This window comes from Leptospira chreensis (genome assembly GCF_016919165.1).
GTDB lineage: Bacteria > Spirochaetota > Leptospiria > Leptospirales > Leptospiraceae > Leptospira_A > Leptospira_A chreensis.
Genome location: NZ_JAFFPS010000023.1, coordinates 77117 through 96637, shown reverse-complemented (window position 1 = coordinate 96637; position 19521 = coordinate 77117). Strand labels below are relative to the sequence as shown.

General features: G+C 40.9%; 20 protein-coding genes. 12 read left to right on the top strand and 8 right to left on the bottom strand.

Translation table 11 applies throughout. From position 1 onward, the window contains the following. Positions 1–9 precede the first annotated feature (9 nt). From JWG41_RS07165 to JWG41_RS07155, 3 genes are all read left to right on the top strand, one after another. Positions 10–1347, top strand: coding sequence for an HlyD family secretion protein (locus JWG41_RS07165; RefSeq protein WP_205269242.1), 1338 nt, complete (start codon positions 10–12; stop codon positions 1345–1347). Continuing rightward, on the top strand, positions 1344–2840 hold the full coding sequence (locus tag JWG41_RS07160; RefSeq protein WP_205269241.1) for a TolC family protein: 1497 nt from the start codon (positions 1344–1346) through the stop codon (positions 2838–2840). The genes JWG41_RS07165 and JWG41_RS07160 overlap by 4 nt, the downstream gene beginning before the upstream one ends. A 77-nt stretch (positions 2841–2917) precedes the next feature. Then, complete coding sequence (locus JWG41_RS07155) at positions 2918–4618, top strand: cation:proton antiporter (RefSeq protein ID WP_205269240.1); 1701 nt, start codon at positions 2918–2920, stop codon at positions 4616–4618. A 22-nt stretch (positions 4619–4640) separates the two neighbouring features. On the opposite strand, the gene kdsB is transcribed toward JWG41_RS07155, so the two are convergent. The 7 genes from kdsB to JWG41_RS07120 are packed head-to-tail and all read right to left on the bottom strand — an operon-like array spanning position 4641 to position 9661. After that, positions 4641–5384 carry a 3-deoxy-manno-octulosonate cytidylyltransferase gene (gene kdsB, locus JWG41_RS07150; RefSeq protein WP_205269239.1) on the bottom strand — a complete coding sequence of 248 codons (744 nt, stop codon included), beginning with the start codon at positions 5382–5384 and terminating at the stop codon, positions 4641–4643. Between the two features lie 4 nt (positions 5385–5388). Further along, complete coding sequence (locus JWG41_RS07145; RefSeq protein WP_002972703.1) at positions 5389–5916, bottom strand: flagellar basal body-associated FliL family protein; 528 nt, start codon at positions 5914–5916, stop codon at positions 5389–5391. Between the two features lies 1 nt (position 5917). Then, positions 5918–6751: a flagellar motor protein MotB gene (gene motB, locus JWG41_RS07140; protein ID WP_135576149.1), complete on the bottom strand. Its 834-nt coding sequence runs from the start codon at positions 6749–6751 to the stop codon at positions 5918–5920. Between the two features lie 10 nt (positions 6752–6761). Then, positions 6762–7544 carry a motility protein A gene (locus JWG41_RS07135; RefSeq protein ID WP_205269238.1) on the bottom strand — a complete coding sequence of 261 codons (783 nt, stop codon included), beginning with the start codon at positions 7542–7544 and terminating at the stop codon, positions 6762–6764. Between the two features lie 3 nt (positions 7545–7547). Then, complete coding sequence (locus JWG41_RS07130; RefSeq protein ID WP_205269274.1) at positions 7548–7766, bottom strand: flagellar FlbD family protein; 219 nt, start codon at positions 7764–7766, stop codon at positions 7548–7550. A 21-nt stretch (positions 7767–7787) separates the two neighbouring features. Next, positions 7788–8867: a glycosyltransferase gene (locus JWG41_RS07125; protein WP_205269237.1), complete on the bottom strand. Its 1080-nt coding sequence runs from the start codon at positions 8865–8867 to the stop codon at positions 7788–7790. Next, positions 8867–9661: an MlaD family protein gene (locus JWG41_RS07120; RefSeq protein WP_205269236.1), complete on the bottom strand. Its 795-nt coding sequence runs from the start codon at positions 9659–9661 to the stop codon at positions 8867–8869. Before JWG41_RS07120 ends, JWG41_RS07125 begins: the two co-directional genes overlap by 1 nt. A 52-nt stretch (positions 9662–9713) precedes the next feature. Here JWG41_RS07120 and JWG41_RS07115 point away from each other — a divergent pair, with 52 nt between their 5' ends. Genes JWG41_RS07115 through JWG41_RS07100 form a run of 4 tightly spaced genes read left to right on the top strand, consistent with a single transcriptional unit; the run spans position 9714 to position 12049 of the window. Further along, positions 9714–10712 carry a zinc-binding dehydrogenase gene (locus JWG41_RS07115; protein WP_205269235.1) on the top strand — a complete coding sequence of 333 codons (999 nt, stop codon included), beginning with the start codon at positions 9714–9716 and terminating at the stop codon, positions 10710–10712. Then, on the top strand, positions 10702–11232 hold the full coding sequence (locus tag JWG41_RS07110; protein WP_205269234.1) for an LEA/WHy family protein: 531 nt from the start codon (positions 10702–10704) through the stop codon (positions 11230–11232). Before JWG41_RS07115 ends, JWG41_RS07110 begins: the two co-directional genes overlap by 11 nt. Continuing rightward, entirely contained in the window at positions 11229–11537 is a 309-nt protein-coding gene (locus tag JWG41_RS07105; protein ID WP_205269233.1) for an LIC13255 family lipoprotein, read from the top strand. The genes JWG41_RS07110 and JWG41_RS07105 overlap by 4 nt, the downstream gene beginning before the upstream one ends. A 2-nt stretch (positions 11538–11539) precedes the next feature. After that, a complete protein-coding gene (locus JWG41_RS07100; protein ID WP_205269232.1) occupies positions 11540–12049 on the top strand; it encodes a hypothetical protein in 510 nt (169 codons plus the stop codon). A 4-nt stretch (positions 12050–12053) separates the two neighbouring features. Here the strand turns inward: JWG41_RS07100 and JWG41_RS07095 are convergent, their stop codons facing one another. Then, on the bottom strand, positions 12054–12989 hold the full coding sequence (locus tag JWG41_RS07095) for an acyl-CoA desaturase (RefSeq protein WP_205269231.1): 936 nt from the start codon (positions 12987–12989) through the stop codon (positions 12054–12056). Positions 12990–13092: 103 nt separating this feature from the next. Here JWG41_RS07095 and JWG41_RS07090 point away from each other — a divergent pair, with 103 nt between their 5' ends. The 5 genes from JWG41_RS07090 to JWG41_RS07070 are packed head-to-tail and all read left to right on the top strand — an operon-like array spanning position 13093 to position 19510. Next, a complete protein-coding gene (locus JWG41_RS07090; RefSeq protein ID WP_205269230.1) occupies positions 13093–14307 on the top strand; it encodes an aspartate kinase in 1215 nt (404 codons plus the stop codon). Positions 14308–14337: 30 nt separating this feature from the next. Then, the gene (locus JWG41_RS07085) at positions 14338–15372 is read left to right on the top strand and encodes a putative peptidyl-prolyl cis-trans isomerase (RefSeq protein WP_232373830.1); all 1035 of its coding nucleotides are present in this window, start codon (positions 14338–14340) and stop codon (positions 15370–15372) included. Next, on the top strand, positions 15372–16922 hold the full coding sequence (locus JWG41_RS07080) for a spiro-SPASM protein (RefSeq protein WP_205269228.1): 1551 nt from the start codon (positions 15372–15374) through the stop codon (positions 16920–16922). Before JWG41_RS07085 ends, JWG41_RS07080 begins: the two co-directional genes overlap by 1 nt. After that, positions 16897–18507, top strand: a complete 1611-nt coding sequence (locus JWG41_RS07075; protein WP_205269227.1) for a cytidylyltransferase domain-containing protein — start codon at positions 16897–16899, stop codon at positions 18505–18507. Before JWG41_RS07080 ends, JWG41_RS07075 begins: the two co-directional genes overlap by 26 nt. Next, positions 18497–19510: a tetratricopeptide repeat protein gene (locus JWG41_RS07070; protein WP_205269226.1), complete on the top strand. Its 1014-nt coding sequence runs from the start codon at positions 18497–18499 to the stop codon at positions 19508–19510. The genes JWG41_RS07075 and JWG41_RS07070 overlap by 11 nt, the downstream gene beginning before the upstream one ends. Positions 19511–19521 lie beyond the last annotated feature (11 nt).

Below are 19521 nucleotides of genomic sequence, written 5' to 3'. Positions count from 1 at the left end.
AAAACCGATATGTCACAGAAATGGAAACTTTATAAAAATCTACCTTCGTATCGATTGGTACAAACGGCGTTGCCTGCACAAAGCCTTGCATACATTCTTACCATTATATTTTTCTTAAGTGTTCTTATCCTTTTATATGTTCCCTGGCAACAAACTACTATGGGATTTGGAAGGGTGGTGGCTTATGCTCCCTTGGATCGCCAACAACTCATTGAATCTCCCATTGCTGGCCGCGTTGTCAAATGGCATGTACATGAAGGAACAAAAGTCAAAAAAGGAGATCCGATCATTGATATCTCGGACAATGATCCTAACTTTATCAATCGGATTCGAGAAGAAAAAAATGCCCTCTTACAACGATTAGAGGCAGCAAGATCCAGAGAGGATAATATTCGTTCCCGAATCATCAGTTTACGATCCTCAAGGGGAAGTGCTGTGAATGCAGCAGACTCTAGAAGGATGATGGCAAAGGACCGAGTGCGAGCCAGCGAACAAGCAGTAGATGCTGCAAAAGCCGCTTTAAGAACAGCTAATCTCAATTTAGATCGCCAAAAACAATTATGGGAAAAAGGTCTTACGTCCAAACGAACCTTAGAACTTGCGGAACTGGAACATACAAATTCAGAAACAGGACTCGATCGTGCAAAGTCTGCTTATGATGCCGCAGTCAAAGAAGAAAGGGCATTGTATAGTGATTCAGGCAAAGTGTCACAAGATGCTGATGCTTCCATCAATGATGCTAAAGCTTCCCTAGCATCAGCCCAATCGGAAGTGGCTCGTGTATTAGAAGACTTACCAAAACTAGAAGCAAGATTATCCAGACAAGAAACCCAAGAAGTATTTGCGCCGAGAGATGGAACCATTATGAGAATTTTGGTCAATCCCGACACTCAACAAGTGAAAGAAGGAGATGGAGTTGCCATTCTTGTTCCAGATTCCGAAGACAAAGCCATCGAACTTTTTATTTCCGGCAACGACATACCTCTCGTTGGGGAAGGTAGAAAGGTACGTTTACAATTCCAAGGTTATCCTGTATTACAAATCAGTGGTTGGCCAGAAACTGCCGTCGGAACATTCGGAGGTATTGTCAAACTGGTGGATATCACAGATAGTGGATCTGGAAATTTTAGAGTCCTTGTCATTCCTGACAGAGAAGATAGGCAATGGCCATCAAGTCGTTACTTAAGGCAAGGTGTCCGAGCCAAAGGTTGGATCTTTCTCAACCGCGTGAGTGTTGGTTACGAACTTTGGAGAAGGTTCAATGACTTTCCACCAAACCTTCCTATGGATGATCCAGAAATCAAATCTTTGTTAGATGAAACTGGCAGTGGAGACAAAGTCAAATGATCCCAAAGTTAAAACAATCTCTATTCGCCTTCCTTTGTCCTTTTGGAATGTTCTTTTCTTTCGTAGTGGAAGCAGATCCTACACGTGATCCTTTTGAATCTCTACATGGTCCTAATATCTATTCACAAGATTATATCAACCAACAACCAGGAGTTCTCACATTAGAAGAACTTCTTCGGTCTGTAGAAAAATCGTATCCCCTTGTCCTTGCGGCAGAAAAACTTTTATCAGAAGCCGAATACAATTACTTAGCGGCCGAAGGTGCTTTTGATTTACAATTCAAATCCATGGGAACTACAAAACCAATGGGTTATTATACAAACAATGCGACCGATGCAGTTTTTGAAAAACCAACACCACTTGGGGGAACCTCCTTTTTTGCAGGTTACCGAATCGGGCGGGGAAAGTTTCCCGTCTATGATGGCAAAAGAGAAACCAATGACTACGGAGAGGTGCGGGCAGGTGCCATCTTTCCCCTGATGCGCAACCGAGAGATTGATAAAAACAGAGCCGATATCAAAAAAGCAGACATTGACAGAAGGCTTGCAGAACTCTCCATTCAAAAATTAAAAATCGAAGTCATCAAAGAAGCAACCAAACGTTATTGGAAATGGGTATCAAGCGGACAAGAGTATCTAGTCAACAAAGACTTGTTAGCCATAGCAAAAAGTAGACAAGACCAAATCACACAACGAATCAAGTTAGGTGACATTCCGAAAATGGAAGGAACAGAAAACGATCGTGCGATTTTACAAAGAGAGTCCCAATTTGTTTCTGCCGAACGAGAGATGCAAAAATCAGCCATCGACTTATCTTTATTTTTAAGAGCAACTGATGGAAATTTAATCCTTCCTTCCACGGACAGGTTGCCCATTGGATTTCCCAAACCCATTGAGTATAAAAAACTCGAACTAGAAAAAAGTATCAAACTTGCATGGAAGTTTCGACCGGAATTACAAGACTTCGAATTCAAACGAGACAAAGTTCGTGTGGACCAAGACATGGGATATAATGCACTGAAACCACAAGTGGATTTGGTAGTTGCCGGTTCCCAAGACTTTGGACCAGGTTCTATCACAAGAGCCAAACCAGAACTCGAAGCATCTCTCGTTCTCAATCTTCCCATCCAAACCAAACGTCCGAGAGGAATGATCGGTGCCGCTGAAGCAAAGATCGCTCAACTGGATCAAGAATTACAATTCTCAAAAGATAAAATCAAAACTGAAGTACAAGATTCTATTTCCGAGGTGATTGCATCGGCAAAACGTGTTACTGTTACGCAAAATGAAGTCGAATTAGCACGAAAATTAGAAGAGATGGAAAGAGAACGATTTGCACTGGGTGATTCTACACTACTATTTGTGAATATTCGAGAACAAACAAGTGCGGAAGCAGCTGTGCGCGAAATTAAGGCATTGTACGATCACCATGTAGCCATAGCCCATTTCCAAGCATCTACCGCTTCTATTTTGCAAATTTCTCCCCTTCCTTAGCCCCTTTTATTGTTCAGAAAAAAAAACGACTTTCACAACTCAATGAATCTCTAAACTTTTCCCTAAAGAAGGTTTCTATGCACGGGGAAGAGTCACTATTACAAGACATCGGTCTTAGTATTATTTTCGCAACAGTCTTAAGTCACATTGCCAGAGTCCTCAAACAGCCGTTAATTTTGGGTTATATCATCGGTGGAGCCATGCTCGGTAAAGAAATGGGGTTCGAACTTGTCACCAACGAAGCAAGTATAGAACTCATTTCTGAAATTGGACTTATCTTATTGTTATTCATCATTGGTTTGGAAATCAATTTAGCAGAACTTGCGAAAATGGGTAAGGCCATGTTTACCTTGGGTATCCTCCAATTCACACTTTCCGTTGCCTTTGTTTATTCCGTGTTTCCTTTTTTTGGTCTCTCCATTGGTTCTGAAAAATTTGACCTTCTTTACATTGCAGTCGCCCTATCATTAAGTTCTACACTTATCGTGGTGAAACTCTTACAAGACAAAGTGGAGATCAACACTCTCTCCGGAAAGTTGACCGTAGGGGTTTTGGTCTTCCAAGACATTTGGGCCATTTTGTTTATGGGGGTCCAACCCAACTTAAACAATCCAGAAATCTTAAAAATTCTTTCCTCAGTTGGAATCATTGTCTTACTTCTCGCATTTAGTTTTAGTGTCAGCCGTTATGTCCTCGCAAGGTTGTACAAAGCTTGTGCCAGTAGCCCAGAGTTAATTCTACTAACATCAATTATGTGGTGTTTTCTTGTCTGCGGGATTGCAGGAGAAGCAGGACTCTCCAAAGAAATGGGTGCTCTCGTTGCCGGTATGAGTATTGCCGCCTTCCCTTATGGAGCGGATGTCATCTCCAAACTCATCGGGATTCGAGACTTCTTTGTTACTTTATTCTTTGTGGCTCTCGGACTGAAAGTTCCTCTTCCTAGTTTAGAAGTGATTGGACTCTCTGCGGCCATCATCACTCTTATGTTGTTTGTTAGGATGATCACTATCGCTCCTGTCATCATCAAACTCAACAAAGGAGTTCGGAACGGATTTCTCACTGCCCTAAACCTGGCACAGATTTCAGAATTCTCCCTCGTTATTTTAGCGTTAGGTGCTGGATTCGAACACATCACTCCGAAACTCCAAGCAGTGATCTTAACTTCTACCATCATCGCTTCGGTTCTATCCACTTACATCATTATGTTCAATCATGATATTGCCGCAACTTTAGAACGTTTGTTAGCAAGAGTGGGAATCACTGACCAAACGGAAGATTCTTCCAAGGACGACAAAGCAGGACACGGTGGACATGGAGATGGAATGGTGCGAGACATCATTGTTCTTGGATACTTTCGCATTGCTCGTGCTTTTGTGGAGTATTTAGAAGACTTATCTCCATCGCTCATCAAACGGATCATCATTGCTGACTACAATCCAGCCTTCAAAGAGGAACTCACAAACAAAGGATTCCAGTGGGCTTATGCAGATTTGGCTCACCCCGATTCTTTATCTCATATTGGCCTTCATGATGCTTCCATGGTCATTTGTACCATTTCGGATTCTTTTTTGAAAGGAACCAATAACAACCGTTTGCTTTCCACTCTTAGCAAACTCGCACCCAATGCAAAAATCATTCTGACTGGTGACGAACCTGGGGAAGCAAAAAAGTTGGTAGCCGATGGAGCTCAAAAAGTGATCGTACCGGGAGTGATCACAGGCGAATTTTTATATGACTATATCTCTCGAGGGATGAGAAACAAAGAAAGAGAAGTTTAAATCAAAAAAGGGTTTGATCGCGCTATTCAATCAAACCCTTCCGTTTAAATTCTGCGATCACAACTTCTAAGTCAGCCGGCGAATCTACACCTAGGTTGGCTTTATCAGAAAGATAAACTCCAATCGTAGATCCGTTCTGCAAGGCACGGAGTTGTTCCAAGGACTCTACCGTCTCCCAATCGGATGCCGGTAGTTGGTTGTAGTTCATTAAAAAATCTCTTTCGTAGGCATAGATTCCTAAATGTCTAAAATATTTAGCATCTGCTTTAAAAGAGGCAGGGATGGGCGAACGAGAAAAATAATTAGCTCGTCCCTGATTGTCAAAGACCACCTTTACCTTGTTAGGATCTTTTGGGTCTTCTGCAGAAGTAAAGGGAACAGCAGCCGTAGTCATTTCCCAATTTCTATATTTAGTTTTTAATCCCACAACTCCATCGATCAGGTTTGCTTCCATCCCCGGTTCATCACCTTGGATGTTCACTATGATTCCATAGTTCGGATATGTTTCTGCCACTTCCATGATTCTGTCGGTGCCAGTCGGATGATCGGGACTTGTCAGTACAGACTCTCCACCAAAGCCCAAAACAATATCATGGATTCGTTTGTCATCAGTGGCGACCACCAAACGGTGGATAGATTTGGAAAGAGAAGCGTGGTGGTAGGTCCACTGGATCATTGGTTTGGTTCCAATGAGGGCCAGTGGTTTTCCGGGAAGCCTTGTGCTCGCGTAGCGAGCAGGGATCACACCGAGAATTTGGTCGGACATAGTCCTAGTTTACCAAGAACTCGGTAAAGTAAACCTCTTTGATTTTTCCATTTGTCAAAATGTGATTTAAGTGGGCTTTGATTTCCTCACGTAAATCCAATTGGTTGGTTATGGATTTTAAATCGTCTTTTGTTTTTCTTGCAATGACTAAGTTGATGATGTTTTGCATTTGAGCCACACGTGCTGCAAGTTCCGCAGAAAGCGCTGGTTGGCCAGATTCAAATCCAAGAGACATCTTTAACTTAACAAAGTGTGACTCACCAACATCAGAAGTATTCACTCTAAATTCTTCTTGAAATGTGTAAACTTCCAAAGGAGGGGGAGCTTTCACAAGAGAGATATTCTTTTGTTGTTTAAACACACTTGTTGCCGTCTTTTGAGCAACAAACATCGATATAACGGTTACAATGATAATCCCGAAAATGGCAGCAGCAATGTACAATAACCATTTTACAATGGGGGACATCCCTGCAGAGGCGGAACTACCTTCGGCTAACCCACCTTCTTCTTCATCTACTTCACGGTCACCCATGTTAAAATTCTCCTTCTACATTTGTTTCAGTGTTCGGCAAACGAGTGTCAGGAAGTCCGTATTTACTTTCTCCTGGTGCCCGTTTGGTAGACTTCTCGGTTAGGATGATGATATCCACTCTACGATTGAAAGCCTTAGCTTCCGGTGTACCTTCATTTTCCAATACAAGAGGTCTGTAGGATCCAAAACTTACAGCTTGGAACCAACTTGGTTCAATTTCTTCTGAATTGATCATAAAAACGGTAGCGTTAACGGCTCTTGCTCCCGCCAAATCCCAGTTATTGATATATTCTCTTTCTTCTCTTCCGGGGCGATTCACAGGATTGACGGCATCATCATCACTATGTCCTTCCACGCGTACAAAACGTTCGAGTCCTTTGATGAGGCCAGCCGCTTTTCGTAACGTCTCACGAATAGAGGGTGTCATGATTGCAGATCCTGGATAAAAATAATCAGCACCTACGAGAGAAATCACTAGTCCTCTTTCATTCTCAGAAATTCTAACTTTTCCCGCTTCTACTTCTGGTTTAAAAACTTCATGAGCATCTTTTTTTGCTTTGGAAAGATTCCGTCCGACCACTTGGGAAGGAAGAGATTCAATCTGCATTCCCATCTCTTCCAAAGAGCCCTTAGAAAGAGTTTGTCCACCAGTGAAAAATCCTGTTGTGGATTTGAATGCAGACAAAATGATCTGCATCTCCTTTGCATCTGTTTTACCTGTTGTATACAAAAGGATAAAGAAACAAAGAAGAAGTGTTACCATGTCCCCGTAAGTTGCCATGAACTCGGGAACTTTTTGGATACACTCAGGACATTTTTCTTTCTTAGACGCCATGGTTTAGGTATTAATCTCCGTCGTCTTTGAGGGCCGTTCTTTCTGCAGGAGTTAAGAAACTCGCTAACTTCTCTTTTACAATCCTTGGGTTGTCCCCAGATTGAATCGATAAAGTTCCTTCCACCATTACTTGTTTGATCACAAGTTCATCTTCGGATCGTCTTGTTAATTTTCTAACGATTGGTGCCGCAAATAAGTTCTGTGCAAGTGATCCGTATAGAGTGGTAATAAGGGCTGTCGCCATACCTTGTCCAATCGCACTGGCGTCCCCACCACCTAAGTTCTTTAACATCCCCACAAGACCCACAAGGGTCCCAAGCATCCCGAACCCCGGCGCAAAACCAGCATAAGCATCCCACCAAGCTCGACCATAGGCATGCCTTGTGGCGGTGTTTCCAATTTCGGTTTCCATAATATTTCGAACAAGTTCAGGGTCTGTTCCATCCACAACGAGTTGGATTCCCTTCTTTAAAAATTCTTCTGGAAGTTCATTGATATCATCTTCCAAGGCAAGTAAACCTTCACGACGTGCTTTTTCAGAAAAGCTAACGAGCGTGGTAATGAGACCCGGAAGGTCTGAGGGTGGATTTTGAAAGGCTTTCTTTGTCACAGCCCCCACACCAATGGTGGAAGTCCAAGGAAAGGAAATGATCGTAGCGGCGGCAGCACCACCAAATGTAATCATGACCGAGGGAATGTCGATAAGGTCCGTAAGTGCAAGACCCCCCGAAACTACCCCAAGCAACATCAAGGCAAATCCTAGGGCCAAACCAATAACTGTAGCTATATCCATTTCTTATGTTTCCTCAGGCATCTTTACACTGACTCGGGGGAGGTCGTGGATTCTTGTTTGGTAGGCAACTACCTTTTCCACAACTTCCGCAACAGGCTCTTGTACAATGAATTTCTTCTCATTCACAAGAGTGATGATCGTATCCGGGTTTGCTTCAATAGTCTCAATCAAATCTGCATTGAGAACAAATTCCGCACCTTTGAGTCGATGTAGTATGACCAGGAGATCCCCCTTCAGAGATTTCTACTTATGTCTATCGACTACCTTTCGGATTTCGCTTACGAATTTTTCTTCCGTAAAACGATTGATGGAATTTTGGAAATCTCCGCGTTTGAAATGGATCTTTTCTGCCCTTTGGATGGCGTCATTTAAGGATTTTACCGTCTGTTCCTTAAAAAATACCCCGGTTCTGTCCTCTTTGACAGACTCCAGAGCCCCACCTTTCCCGTAGGCGATGACAGGTGTGGCGTAGGCCTGGGACTCGACGGGAGTGATCCCGAAGTCTTCCATACCGGGAAAGATAAACCCACGGGCCTTTTTGTAGAGTTCCACCACTTCGGTTCGTGGTAGGCCTTTTTTCCAAAGGATGTTTTTTGGCAAATTTTTGACCAGTTTCCCCTCTTCCTGGCCCCCACCAACAAGGATGAGTGGTTTTCCATTTTCGCGAAAAGCTTCAATGGCTAGATCAATTTTTTTGTAAGGGGCAAAGGCCGAGACCATCAGATAATAATCATCTTTGGAATTGTCATTCACTCGGAAATCTTGAGGCAAACAAGGAGGATAAACAATTTTATAATCGCGTCTGTAATACTTTTGGATTCGTCTTCCCACAAAATGCGAGTTACACGTAAAATAATCCACTCGGTTGGCAGAAGCCGCATCCCAGGTACGAAGGTAGTTCGCAATGGATTGTAATAGAAAAAACTTAAAACCCTTCCGCCCGGGAAAATAATCATAATACATATCCCAAACATAACGCATGGGGCTATGAACATAACTCAAATGGAAAGTGTCGGGATGAGGAATGACTCCCTTTGCCACACAGTGCGAAGAACTAATCACCACATCATAGCCTTTGAGATCCAAAGACTCAATCGCAGTGGGAAATACCGGCAAATAATAACGGTAGTATTTTTCTTTGAAAGGAAGGTTGTTTGTAAACGCCGTTGTGATCTTACGGTTTTCAATCCTTTCGTTTAGTTTTCCTTTGGAATAAAAAAGAGTAAATAAATCCGCTTCCGGAAACGCTTTTAATAAACTATCGAGAACTATTTCTCCACCGCGCATACCGGTGAGCCAATCATGTATAATTGCAACTTTCATTAATCTTGTGGTCCAATCCTTCGTCCCGTAATTGGCGTTGTACGTCCGTAATACGATGCTGTTATTAAAAAAGGAATCGGCATGGTGTTCTCTAAATTCCTGGAACTTTCCATATAACGTCTTCCTTCTTTTCCAATGGTTTCTGCGTCCTTTACAGTCGCAAGAAGTTCATCATACATTTCCGTACTTCCTATTAATTTGGGAATCGTACCTTCTGTATGATTTAATTTATCGGAGATCGAACGAAAATCCAAGGTGATTTGTCGCAAGTCATAACGATTTTCTTCCATTGTCACCGAGGTTGCTTTAAAAAAGTCATCAAAATACCGAGCCGAGGGCAAATAGTCAGGAGTTTTTTCCCCTTCGCGAAACGTTGGTTTGAAAAAAGGACGTTTCCCATCCGAACTCCCTGGATCAATATTGATAATCCTTCCTGAGAACAAAGTGACAGTTTGAAAATCCACTTCATAATTGTCCCAAAGTGTTAAGGGATCTTCCAAAGCAATATGGAGTTCAATCGCATGATCTATGTTATGGTCGAGGAAACGCCTGTCGGGCACATCAATCAGTGGCCTAGAATCAATATGGGCTACATATCCTTTCGGAACTCCTAAAATCCGAACCTCAGTTCCTTCTTTGATTCCATCGATACGAGAGTAGAAGAGTGATAACCGATACGGATATTTTTTGGCTGGGCGGTCCGGCTCAATGACAGTTGTGAAAAAAGCAAAGACCAAAATAGAAAAAAAAACGATTCCTGTGAGGGCTTCCTTCGATAACTTTTTTGATTTCACGGCAGACTTAAAATTCTTCCTTCGAAAGAAAGAGTTGGCAAGCAGATTTTAAATGACTGAATGGGATGAGATGAAAGCAGTCACCATCCTAAAATACGACGAATCCGAACCCCAGTTGGAACTCCGTGAAAAAGAAATTCCCACACCAAAAGATAACGAAGTGCGGATCAAAATCCACCTTTCACCGATCAATCCTTCTGACCTAATGTTCATTCGTGGGCTTTATGGTTTCAAAAAGAAAGCACCCGTGTCTGCGGGATTTGAAGCCAGCGGAATTGTAGATGCTGTCGGCAGTGCGATCAAAACTCTGAAAGTGGGAATGAATGTCTCCTGTGTGGCTCCTCAAAACGACGGGTCCTGGGCCGAATTTATGATTACCACCGAAGACAACTGTTTGCCGTTAGTGGATGGAGTGACTCTCGATGAAGGGTCTAGTTTTTTTGTAAACCCAATGACTGCTTGGGCCATGGTCTCTCGTTGCACAAAAGAAGGCCATCCTACGATGATCCAAACTGCCGCTGCCAGTGCTCTCGGTAAGATGGTAGTGCGCCTTTGTAAAGAACGTGGAATTCCACTAATCAATGTTGTGCGAAAGAAAGAACAAGAGGATAGTCTTTTGGCCATTGGAGCCGAAAACATTCTCAACTCTTCTTCCCACAACTACCAAAAAGAATTATATAAAATTTCTAAAAAACTAAATGCAACCTATGCCATTGACGCAGTGGCCGGAGAAACAGCACAATCTCTTGTGGAATGTATGCCTTACGGCTCCAAAATTGTATGTTATGGGGCTTTATCGGAAAAACCTTTTGCGGTAAATGCAGGAATTATGTTATTCCAAAACAAAAAAATCGAAGGCTTTTGGTTATCCTCTTGGATCTATGAAATTGGATTAGAAGAATTTCAAAAACAAGCCAAAGAGGCTCAAACGTTTTTAAAAACGGTTTTTCAAACAAAAATCAACAAACGATTCAAATTTGAAGAATACAAAGAAGGTTTGGAATTTTACAAACAACATATGACCGAAGGGAAGGTAGTATTTGGCCCGTAGATTATTATTTTTATTCGCTTTCGTATCTTCAGTATCTTTCACTCATTGTCTCAGTGATACAAAGAAGAATTTAGAAAGCCTAAAGGCGTGTAAGTTTGATTTGGTGGATGTTCGTGTAGATCTAAAACCAAATCCAAACTTTCCTATCATTCCTTTAGTTGATTTGTATCCACAAGTATCGGTAACCAATCCGAACGACACCAAGGTCAGTATTTATAAATTTGATTTGGAAATCCAATTCATCACTCCGAAAGGGAAAGAATACATTGGAAAACTCCAGAATGAAACTCCCTTAGAAGTGGAAGCAGGTTCGGAATCAATGGTGGTTTTGAAACTCATCCCGGAACAAAAACAATCCATCCTTCCTAAACTTCTAGGCCTAGCAAGACAACTAGCTGATGCGGCAAGACGTGGGGAAGATGCGGAGTTCGAAATTTATGGGACTGTGGAAGTGGATAGTGTTTTTGGAAAACTTCCGATTCCTGTTCGGGAAGTCTCTCGGATCAAACTGAAAAAATGAAATTGTTTTTTTCGGGGATAGGTATCCCACTCCTTTGCGTCGGGTTATCTTTTCATTGCATCCAAAATCGAGACGATTTGTTTTATTCCGCACAGGAAGCAAACCAAAAGATTTTTGAAACCTATGCTCTGAAAAATTCAGCCTGTGGTCGAGAAAAACTCCCCGGGGCCATTTTTCTCGGAAGGGTCAAAATTGATGATCTAAAACTTTGTTCCAGGGCCATAGAACTTGTTACTTGTAACACTTGGAACACAGAAGGTTATCTTCCCGATTCCTGCAAGGCGATTGGAACGAGTTTTCGATAGTTATGTGGCGTTACTTATTTGATTTATCAACTACAGAAATTTTTTTATTCGCATCACTCACGTTTGCTGGTATATTTTTACTTCTTTTTGGAAAACTAAGAAAAAAAGATAAACCAACAAATACAAAATCAAAACAAGTATCAGGTTCTGACGATCCATCCAATCCTTCCACAGGTAAATCCAAAAAGGATTCCAAATCTACAAAAGATAACAATCTAAAGGTGATGGAAATTTTCGATTATAATGGAACCAAAATCCTCCACCAAGACGGAGCCTATACCGTCAACGACCAAGGAGTGGTTACTAATTATATGAATTGGAATCTCCTTCCTTCCAAATACCAAAAAATGGTTAAAGAACTCGATAACAGATCTTTAGGAGAAAAAGGAGAGGATTATTTTTTGGAAATGATCAACGGATTTTATTATGTGTCACTACCGGGTGGAAAGAAAAAAAGATACGATTCCATCCAAAGTATCCCGGCAGACATTCGCAAACGATTGGGTGTTTAAACTTTTAAGTAGATAACACCCCTACTTTATTTTTTATCTTTGCCGGTTGTTTTGTCTCTTGTAACAAACGTTTTCTTTCCTTTTGTTCGCGGTCACGAAGAAGGCCTTCGTCTAAAACTTTCTTCGGTGGTTTTTTTAGATCCCAAACAATTCCAAACCAACTGAGTGTCTTTAAAATATAATAGGAAACATCCACTTCATACCAATAGAACCCTTGGTTCGCAGAAGAACAATAGTAATGGTGGTTGTTATGCCAACCCTCTCCCATAGTGAGAAGAGCAAGCCATAGATTGTTTTTACTTGTGTCTCTGGAATCATAACGAACCGATCCATACACATGGGAAAGGGAGTTGATGGTCCAAGTAGCATGTCCTAGAAAAAAAGTAGAAACAGCATAACCATAAACAAGCCAACCCCAACCACCAACGGCATAAAGTAAAACCGCATAACTTAAAGGAGCGATCCAGTGGAAACGATCGAGAATCCGTAATTCAGGATATTTATAAAAATCGGGAATGAGTTTGGCTTCGTAATCATTATAATCATCTCGGAGAAACCAAAACATATGAGAGTACCAAAATCCTTTCCGGCTAGGGGAATGGATGTCCTTTTCCGTGTCAGAATACTTGTGGTGGTTTCTGTGATGAGCGGCCCACCAAAGAGGGCCTTTTTGCATCGCCATCGCCCCAATCCAAGCCAAAACAAATTGGAAAACACGAGAGGTTTTAAAGGAAGCATGGGAAAAGTAACGATGGTAGGCGGCAGTGATTCCAAACATCCGAAGGAAATAAGAACCTAGAGCGACCCCAACGAGGGACCAGGAAAAAGGTACAGTAAAAACAGTAAGGACAGTGGCTTGCACCAAAAAGAACAAAACAAGAAAGAGGAAGGGTGCTTGTTCTTTGACAAGGGGCTCAACGGTTGCGGGAGAAGAATTCATTCTGATAAACCTATACAGTTGGAGTCCACTATGAGCGTTTGGTTGCAAAAAAATTCATTCTACTTGATTCCCGATTTGCCTGTAGCACCCTGTCCATAAACCCATGTCATCGAAAATCGTTGTCCAAAAATACGGTGGAACCTCCGTTGGTGACACCACTAAAATCCAAAATGTGGCCAGACGTATCAAACGTTACCACGACGAAGGCCAAAAAGTTGCCGTTGTAGTTTCTGCAATGGGACATACTACAGACGAACTCGTCGACCTAGCTGACCAGATCTCTAAAAATCCTCCCAAACGGGAAATGGACATGTTGCTCTCCACGGGTGAACAAGTGTCGATTGCTCTTCTTGCCATCGCTCTGAACGAAGCAGGAGTACCTGCACAGTCCTTTACCGGTTCTCAATTAAAAATCCTAACGGATGGAAACTTTTCCAATGGAAAGATCGAGATGATTGATCGTTCTCGAATTGATGAAGCGTTTAACAAAGGAAAGGTGGTTATTGTTGCTGGTTTCCAAGGAATCGACAAAGACGAAAATATTGTCACCCTTGGTCGCGGAGGAAGTGATACTTCTGCTGTGGCTCTTGCTGCAGCACTCGGCGCTGATGAATGTGAAATTTATACAGACGTGGATGGAGTTTATACTGCCGACCCACGAAAGATTCCAACCGCAAAGATGCACAAACAAATTACATACGAAGAAATGTTGGAACTCGCAAGCCTTGGTGCTGGAGTCCTTCACTCTCGGAGTGTGGAATTAGGTATGAACTATAACGTGGTAATCCACGTACGATCCAGTTTCCACGACAAACCGGGAACTTTAGTGATGAGTGAGGACAAAATTATGGAAAAAATGAAAGTGAGCGGAGTTACCGCAAAAGGCGACCAAGCCCGAGTGACCATTGCTGATGTAAAAGACAAACCAGGAATTGCTGCAGAGTTGTTTACTCAATTAGCAAACAAAGATGTGATTGTGGATGTCATTGTTCAGTCTTCTCCAAGAGACGGAATCAATACCATATCCTTCACCATCGCCAAAAAAGATATTTCGGCTACAAGACCCATCATTGATGCTTATGCAAAAGACCATGGAAATGGAAAGGCAGAAATTGATGAGAACATCTCTATTGTTTCTGCTGTCGGTGTTGGTATGAAATCGCACGTAGGTGTGGCCGCTAAAATGTTCCAATCCCTTGCGGAGAAAAACATCAATATTGAAATGATTTCCACTTCTGAGATCAAAATTTCCTGCGTCATCAAACAAAACCAAGCGGAAGATGCAGTAAAGGCTTTACATACCACGTTCATCGGGTAAATTTACGACCGTATGCAAAAAGGATCACGAATGTCTCGAGTTTTCGTTTTGTTTTTTGCATCGGTTCTTGCCTTAAGCCTATTATTTGCCCCTCTCATAAGTTTAAACTCTTACGAATCCTTAAATGCAGTCCTTGCCATTGTGGGACCCAAATCTATTTCTACCTTGGATTATGAAGAAGGGACCGAACGTTATAAAAACCTATCTCGATTTTTTCCAAATTATCGAAAGAAAGGATCCCTCCACACCCAAGTCGTTGATTTTTTAATCGATAGGGCTGTGGTGGACAATGCGGCCGATGAAGAATCCATTCAGGTAAATGAAAAACGGATCGAAGCAGAAATCCAAAAACGGATGGAAGCACAAGGGATCAGTGACCTAGAACAATTTAAAAAGGCCGTCCAAAATCAGTTCAATTTACCTTATGATGTATGGCTGGAAGATTTACCTTACCAAATCAAAAAAGGCCAACTCCTACAAATCAAAGTGAGTCCGCCCCTACCTTCCGAACAAGAAATTCTCGCTTGGTATAACAAAAACAAGGCGAAGGTGGGATCAGAATTCAAATTTAGAGAAATTGTTTTATCACCATCAAATGCATCTATCGATGAAGAAACTCGAGTTTTCAACGAACTTACAGAAATTAAAAACAAATCCTTAAAAGATCCATCTTTCTTCAAACTAGTTGCCTCTGGTCCAAGAAACGAATCAAGATATCGTTTGAATGGTGGTTTGGTCAACTGGGTTCCGACATTTGAGTTGTTCAAATCTCAACCAACTACAGCTTCCGTATTATCACAAGTAGGTGGTCCTGGAAAAATTTCCGAAGTTTTCCGCGATGATCGCAAAAGATATTGTTTGGTTTACATTGAAGGAATGAGACCCACTCCACTGGATGCTGTCAGAAAAGGGATCCAAGGTTTTTTATTTCGTGAAAAGGAACAAACATCCTTTGAAGAATGGGTTGCCAATACACGTAAAAATACATCGATTTCCATCTTTGATCCCATCTACATCAAAGAACACAATATCAACAATCCGGAAGAAAAATACAACTTAGACTGATGATGAACCGAAAGGACTATAACCCAAGTTTTGCGGTAGTCTACTTGGACTCCCAATCGATTCAGTTTTTAAACCAAAACTTTAAAGTCGAATTGTGGGAGGAATTTTTTGGTCGAGTGACTCAGGTATTTCCTGGAATCCAAATCCATATCAATACAAATCCCGCACTTTCTACAAATGTAAATTCGAGTTCTCTAAAAGGTAAATTCCAACTTCATGAGGATATCTCCAAGGAATATGAATTCCTACTCAAACTAGGGCAACTTTTACCAGAATCTCAATTCAAAGATCCGGATTGGGATGAAGTCTGTTTTCTTTATTTTACAGGCATTTCTCCCCTACTAGACTCCCAACTAACAGAAAAAGCTTGGGTGCGTCATAAGAATTTTTTCAGTCAATATTCTTATTCAGAAAATTTACCACCAGGACTCACACCCACGATCATCACTCGTGAGTTTTTAACATCCTTGCCGGATACATTGGCGACCGACATCCATGCGTTTTTTTTAAAGAATATCAATCAGTATGATGTAGATATATTCTACCAAGCTCCGGACCTACGTCAGTTGCGACTCGACTTTCGATTGGCATCGGTTCGTTCTTTAACTCTCATCCAAGGCCTTTTGTCTTTAGGAAAAGTATTATCATATGAAAGCCTACTTCCTAAATTAAAAGAAAACCCAGAACTGTTTCGCAGTGCTCCCTCTTACTTGGAATGGGAAATTTATAAAGGCTGTGAACTCAAATGTACATTCTGTCCGCGTGAGTTTGTGGATACCACTAACGATGGAAGTTTTGTTTCTTTAGAGGATGTGAAAAAAACCATTTCCAAACTCAATGCAGAACTCATATCCCCGATCACCATCAGTCTTTCTGGAAATGGAGAACCACTCCTCCATCCTGAATTTAAATCCGTGATCACTGAAATTTTAAAACTTGAGCTTTTAACAGAGCTCATCATAGAAACGGCACTCTACACCAATACGGAATCATTACTTTCACTGATTGGTAATCTCGAGCCTTCAGAAAAAGAAAAACTTTGTATCATTGTCAATGTAACGACACTCAAACCAGAAGTTTACCAATCCTTGTACGGAAAATCCGAACTGGAAAAAGTTTTAGCTACGGTGAACCAACTTTCCGAAATCCTTCCTAGCCGATCACTTCACGTGCAAATGATCAAAATGAAAGAAGTGGAAGAGGAGATAGATCCCTACTTTACCTTCTTTGAGAAAAAAGGGATCAATATCATCTTACAAAAATACAATACCTTTGCAAAAAAACTTCCGGAACGAAGAGTGAGTGACCTCACTCCCATTCACAGAGACTACTGTTGGCATTTGGTTCGCGACTTATCTGTTTCTGTAGATGGGGCTGTATCCATTTGCAAACAAAATCAAACGGAAGTGATTGGAAATTTGTATTTCGAATCATTCAATGATGTTTGGCGAAAGGGATTAGATTTTTTTAAATATAGTTTTAATGGAGAACACGGGAAAATCCCTGCTCCTTGTTTGAATTGTGATGAGTGGTATACTTTCAACGCTTGATTGTTTTGCCTTCATTCAGGCAAGACTAGGATCCACGCGACTTCCGAAAAAAATTTTAAAATCCATTCCAGAGGACGCGGACACTTCTGTCCTTGATCATATTCACAATAGACTTTCTACTATCTTTCCCAAAGACCAAATTGTATTTTTAGTTCCTGAAAATGATAAAGAACTCATCGATTATCTTGGCACAAGAAACTATCAATCCTTTCCCGGTTCCGAGATGGATGTCAGAGATCGCTTTCGTAAAGCCAGTCTCCACTTTAAAGCCAAACATATCTTTCGTATAACAGGCGATAATCCTTACATTGATTTAGAATCCATCCGCTATTTGTATGAAGCCATAACCACTATCTCTGATACCCATTACAGCCTTTCTATGGTAGGACTTCCCCTCGGGATGGGTATGGAATGTTTTTCGACAGAGTCTCTCCTTTATGAAACCGAAGGCCCAGTCCCCGAACGCCACACAGAACATGTTTCCCTTCATATCAAAGAAAATCCTGAAATTCATAAACAATATAGATTACATCCCCCCCACTTAAGCCAATTAACTGATATTAACCTTGAATCCCTTCGTATCACGGTAGATGAACCAAAAGACTATGAACTTGTTTGTAAACTATGGAGCGAACTCGGAACCAAAGATCCTTTTTTTAGAGCACTGGATCTCATCCAACTCGCAAAAGACAAACCAGAAATTTTTTCGATCAATGCTTCTGTGGAACAAGTGGTTTTCCAACTTCCCAAGGTAAGTAGGAACTCGAAAAAACTACGGATCGTATATGGGGAACCTTCGCAGTTTGGATCAGGCCACTGGGAACGGTGTAAATCCTTATCTTTATTTTTGGAAATGCAAGGATATGATGTAGAGCTTTCCACAAAGCCAGATGCGAATTCCCCCAACCTACCTCATATTTTGGATATTCGGGAAAATGAATTCGCATTGGTGAATCAGTTTCATATCGATAATAGCAACCATCTACCAACAGAACCGAATGCTAGTTTCTTTTTACCCAATCCAGTCGCACCTAAAACGAATCTAGAATCTATTTCCTATTTTAGTTCTCCTCTCTCCGAATTGGATTGGCCGGAATCCCTGGTCCCTGGCCGTGTCCTGGTTTACGCGGGAAATTTAAACTCTGAAGAGTCAAAACAAATTGATTCGTATCTAATACAATTTTTAAACCAAACCAAAAATGATATATCACCTAATATACATTCGGTGACACGAATTGGAGGGAAACCACCGTTACAGGAAAATATAAAATACCTGCCACGTGTGTCTTATATCCAGTTTTTAAAAGAAATTCAATCTTCGGAATTTGTGCTGACTTATTTTGGTCAAACCATGATGGAATCGGTGGCCAGAGGAAAAAAAGTTTGTTTGGTCGGGATTACACCCATTCACGAATCCTTGGGTCAATTTGCAGAACTAGAACTTGGAATTCCCTATTTAGGATCTCTTTCTTCCTTATCTACGAATCAAAACTTTCCGACCGCTTTTCCTCATTCAAAAATAAAATTAGTTCGCGATGCTCACTTAAAAATATTGAAATGGTTAGAATCAATTTATGAAAGCTAAAATTCCAATTCTAATATTAGGACTTCTTCTCTTTGTATCATCAAATCCTGTTTTTTCAGAAACAGAAGATAAAGAAACCATTGAAATCAATGCAAAGATTGAACTGGAAAAAGTAAGTCGTAATATTATCAATGCACTCCGTTATGGGAGATTTCTTTTAGCTGATACCGAATGGAAAAAAATCCAATCGGAAGTTTATAAATCCTATCCCGAGTATGATTATTTAAACGGAAGTTTATTGTATTCTCGAATGGAATGGCAAGAGGCAAAAGAAAGCCTTAACAAAGCCCTTAAAAAAGAACCGAACCATGAAGCAGCTAGTTTCCTACTCGGAATGATTTATGCACAAGAAGATAGTTGGTCCGAGGCAAAAGATACATGGACAGAAACCAATCAAATCTCGCCATACAATCCTTTTTATCATTACAACTTGGGCCTTGCATACTTTATATTAAAAGATTATAACAATGCAATTTTATCTTTAAACAAATCTTTAGAATACAAAGCAAACTACAACGAAGCAAAACTCATTTTAGCAAAAACTTATTTAGAACTGAATGATACGGAAAAAGCAAAAGCGGAACTCACAACCATTTTGGAACAAGATCCAAAACACATTCAGGCATCTCATTTAATGGGTCGCGTAGTTTATTCTACTGAAAAAGATCCTAAAAAATCTCTTACCTATTTAAAAAACCAAAGACTACTTGGCTGGAGAGAAAAAAAAGTATTCGCAAGATGTTATTTTGAAATTCGAAAGTGGAGAGATGCAGAAACTCTATTACGTCCCATCGCATACTCACCCTTTGCTGATGAGTACGACCAAAGTTTTTATTTAAATTTACTTTTGAATTTGGGTTATGACGAAAGGGCCAACGACTTCTTTCACTTCATCCAAAAACAATCCCAGAACGAATCCAAAATAGCAGAAGCATACAGAATGTTACTCTCTTCCCAAGAGGGAAAAGAATTACTCTATCACTACTTCAAACTTCGGTATTAATTTGTTTCTAA

Bases quoted from the DNA above. Each gene is read 5' to 3' on its own strand.
- JWG41_RS07085 (WP_232373830.1), top strand. From the start codon at position 14,338: ATGTCTCGAGTTTTCGTTTTGTTTTTTGCATCGGTTCTTGCCTTAAGC.
- JWG41_RS07135 (WP_205269238.1), bottom strand. From the start codon at position 7,544: ATGGATATAGCTACAGTTATTGGTTTGGCCCTAGGATTTGCCTTGATG.
- JWG41_RS07155 (WP_205269240.1), top strand. From the start codon at position 2,918: ATGCACGGGGAAGAGTCACTATTACAAGACATCGGTCTTAGTATTATT.
- JWG41_RS07105 (WP_205269233.1), top strand. From the start codon at position 11,229: ATGAAATTGTTTTTTTCGGGGATAGGTATCCCACTCCTTTGCGTCGGG.
- JWG41_RS07095 (WP_205269231.1), bottom strand. From the start codon at position 12,989: ATGAATTCTTCTCCCGCAACCGTTGAGCCCCTTGTCAAAGAACAAGCA.
- JWG41_RS07090 (WP_205269230.1), top strand. From the start codon at position 13,093: ATGTCATCGAAAATCGTTGTCCAAAAATACGGTGGAACCTCCGTTGGT.
- JWG41_RS07160 (WP_205269241.1), top strand. From the start codon at position 1,344: ATGATCCCAAAGTTAAAACAATCTCTATTCGCCTTCCTTTGTCCTTTT.
- JWG41_RS07070 (WP_205269226.1), top strand. From the start codon at position 18,497: ATGAAAGCTAAAATTCCAATTCTAATATTAGGACTTCTTCTCTTTGTA.
- motB (WP_135576149.1), bottom strand. From the start codon at position 6,751: ATGGCGTCTAAGAAAGAAAAATGTCCTGAGTGTATCCAAAAAGTTCCC.
- JWG41_RS07115 (WP_205269235.1), top strand. From the start codon at position 9,714: ATGACTGAATGGGATGAGATGAAAGCAGTCACCATCCTAAAATACGAC.
- JWG41_RS07080 (WP_205269228.1), top strand. From the start codon at position 15,372: ATGATGAACCGAAAGGACTATAACCCAAGTTTTGCGGTAGTCTACTTG.
- kdsB (WP_205269239.1), bottom strand. From the start codon at position 5,384: ATGTCCGACCAAATTCTCGGTGTGATCCCTGCTCGCTACGCGAGCACA.
- JWG41_RS07100 (WP_205269232.1), top strand. From the start codon at position 11,540: ATGTGGCGTTACTTATTTGATTTATCAACTACAGAAATTTTTTTATTC.
- JWG41_RS07125 (WP_205269237.1), bottom strand. From the start codon at position 8,867: ATGAAAGTTGCAATTATACATGATTGGCTCACCGGTATGCGCGGTGGA.
- JWG41_RS07075 (WP_205269227.1), top strand. From the start codon at position 16,897: ATGAGTGGTATACTTTCAACGCTTGATTGTTTTGCCTTCATTCAGGCA.
- JWG41_RS07145 (WP_002972703.1), bottom strand. From the start codon at position 5,916: ATGGGTGACCGTGAAGTAGATGAAGAAGAAGGTGGGTTAGCCGAAGGT.
- JWG41_RS07165 (WP_205269242.1), top strand. From the start codon at position 10: ATGTCACAGAAATGGAAACTTTATAAAAATCTACCTTCGTATCGATTG.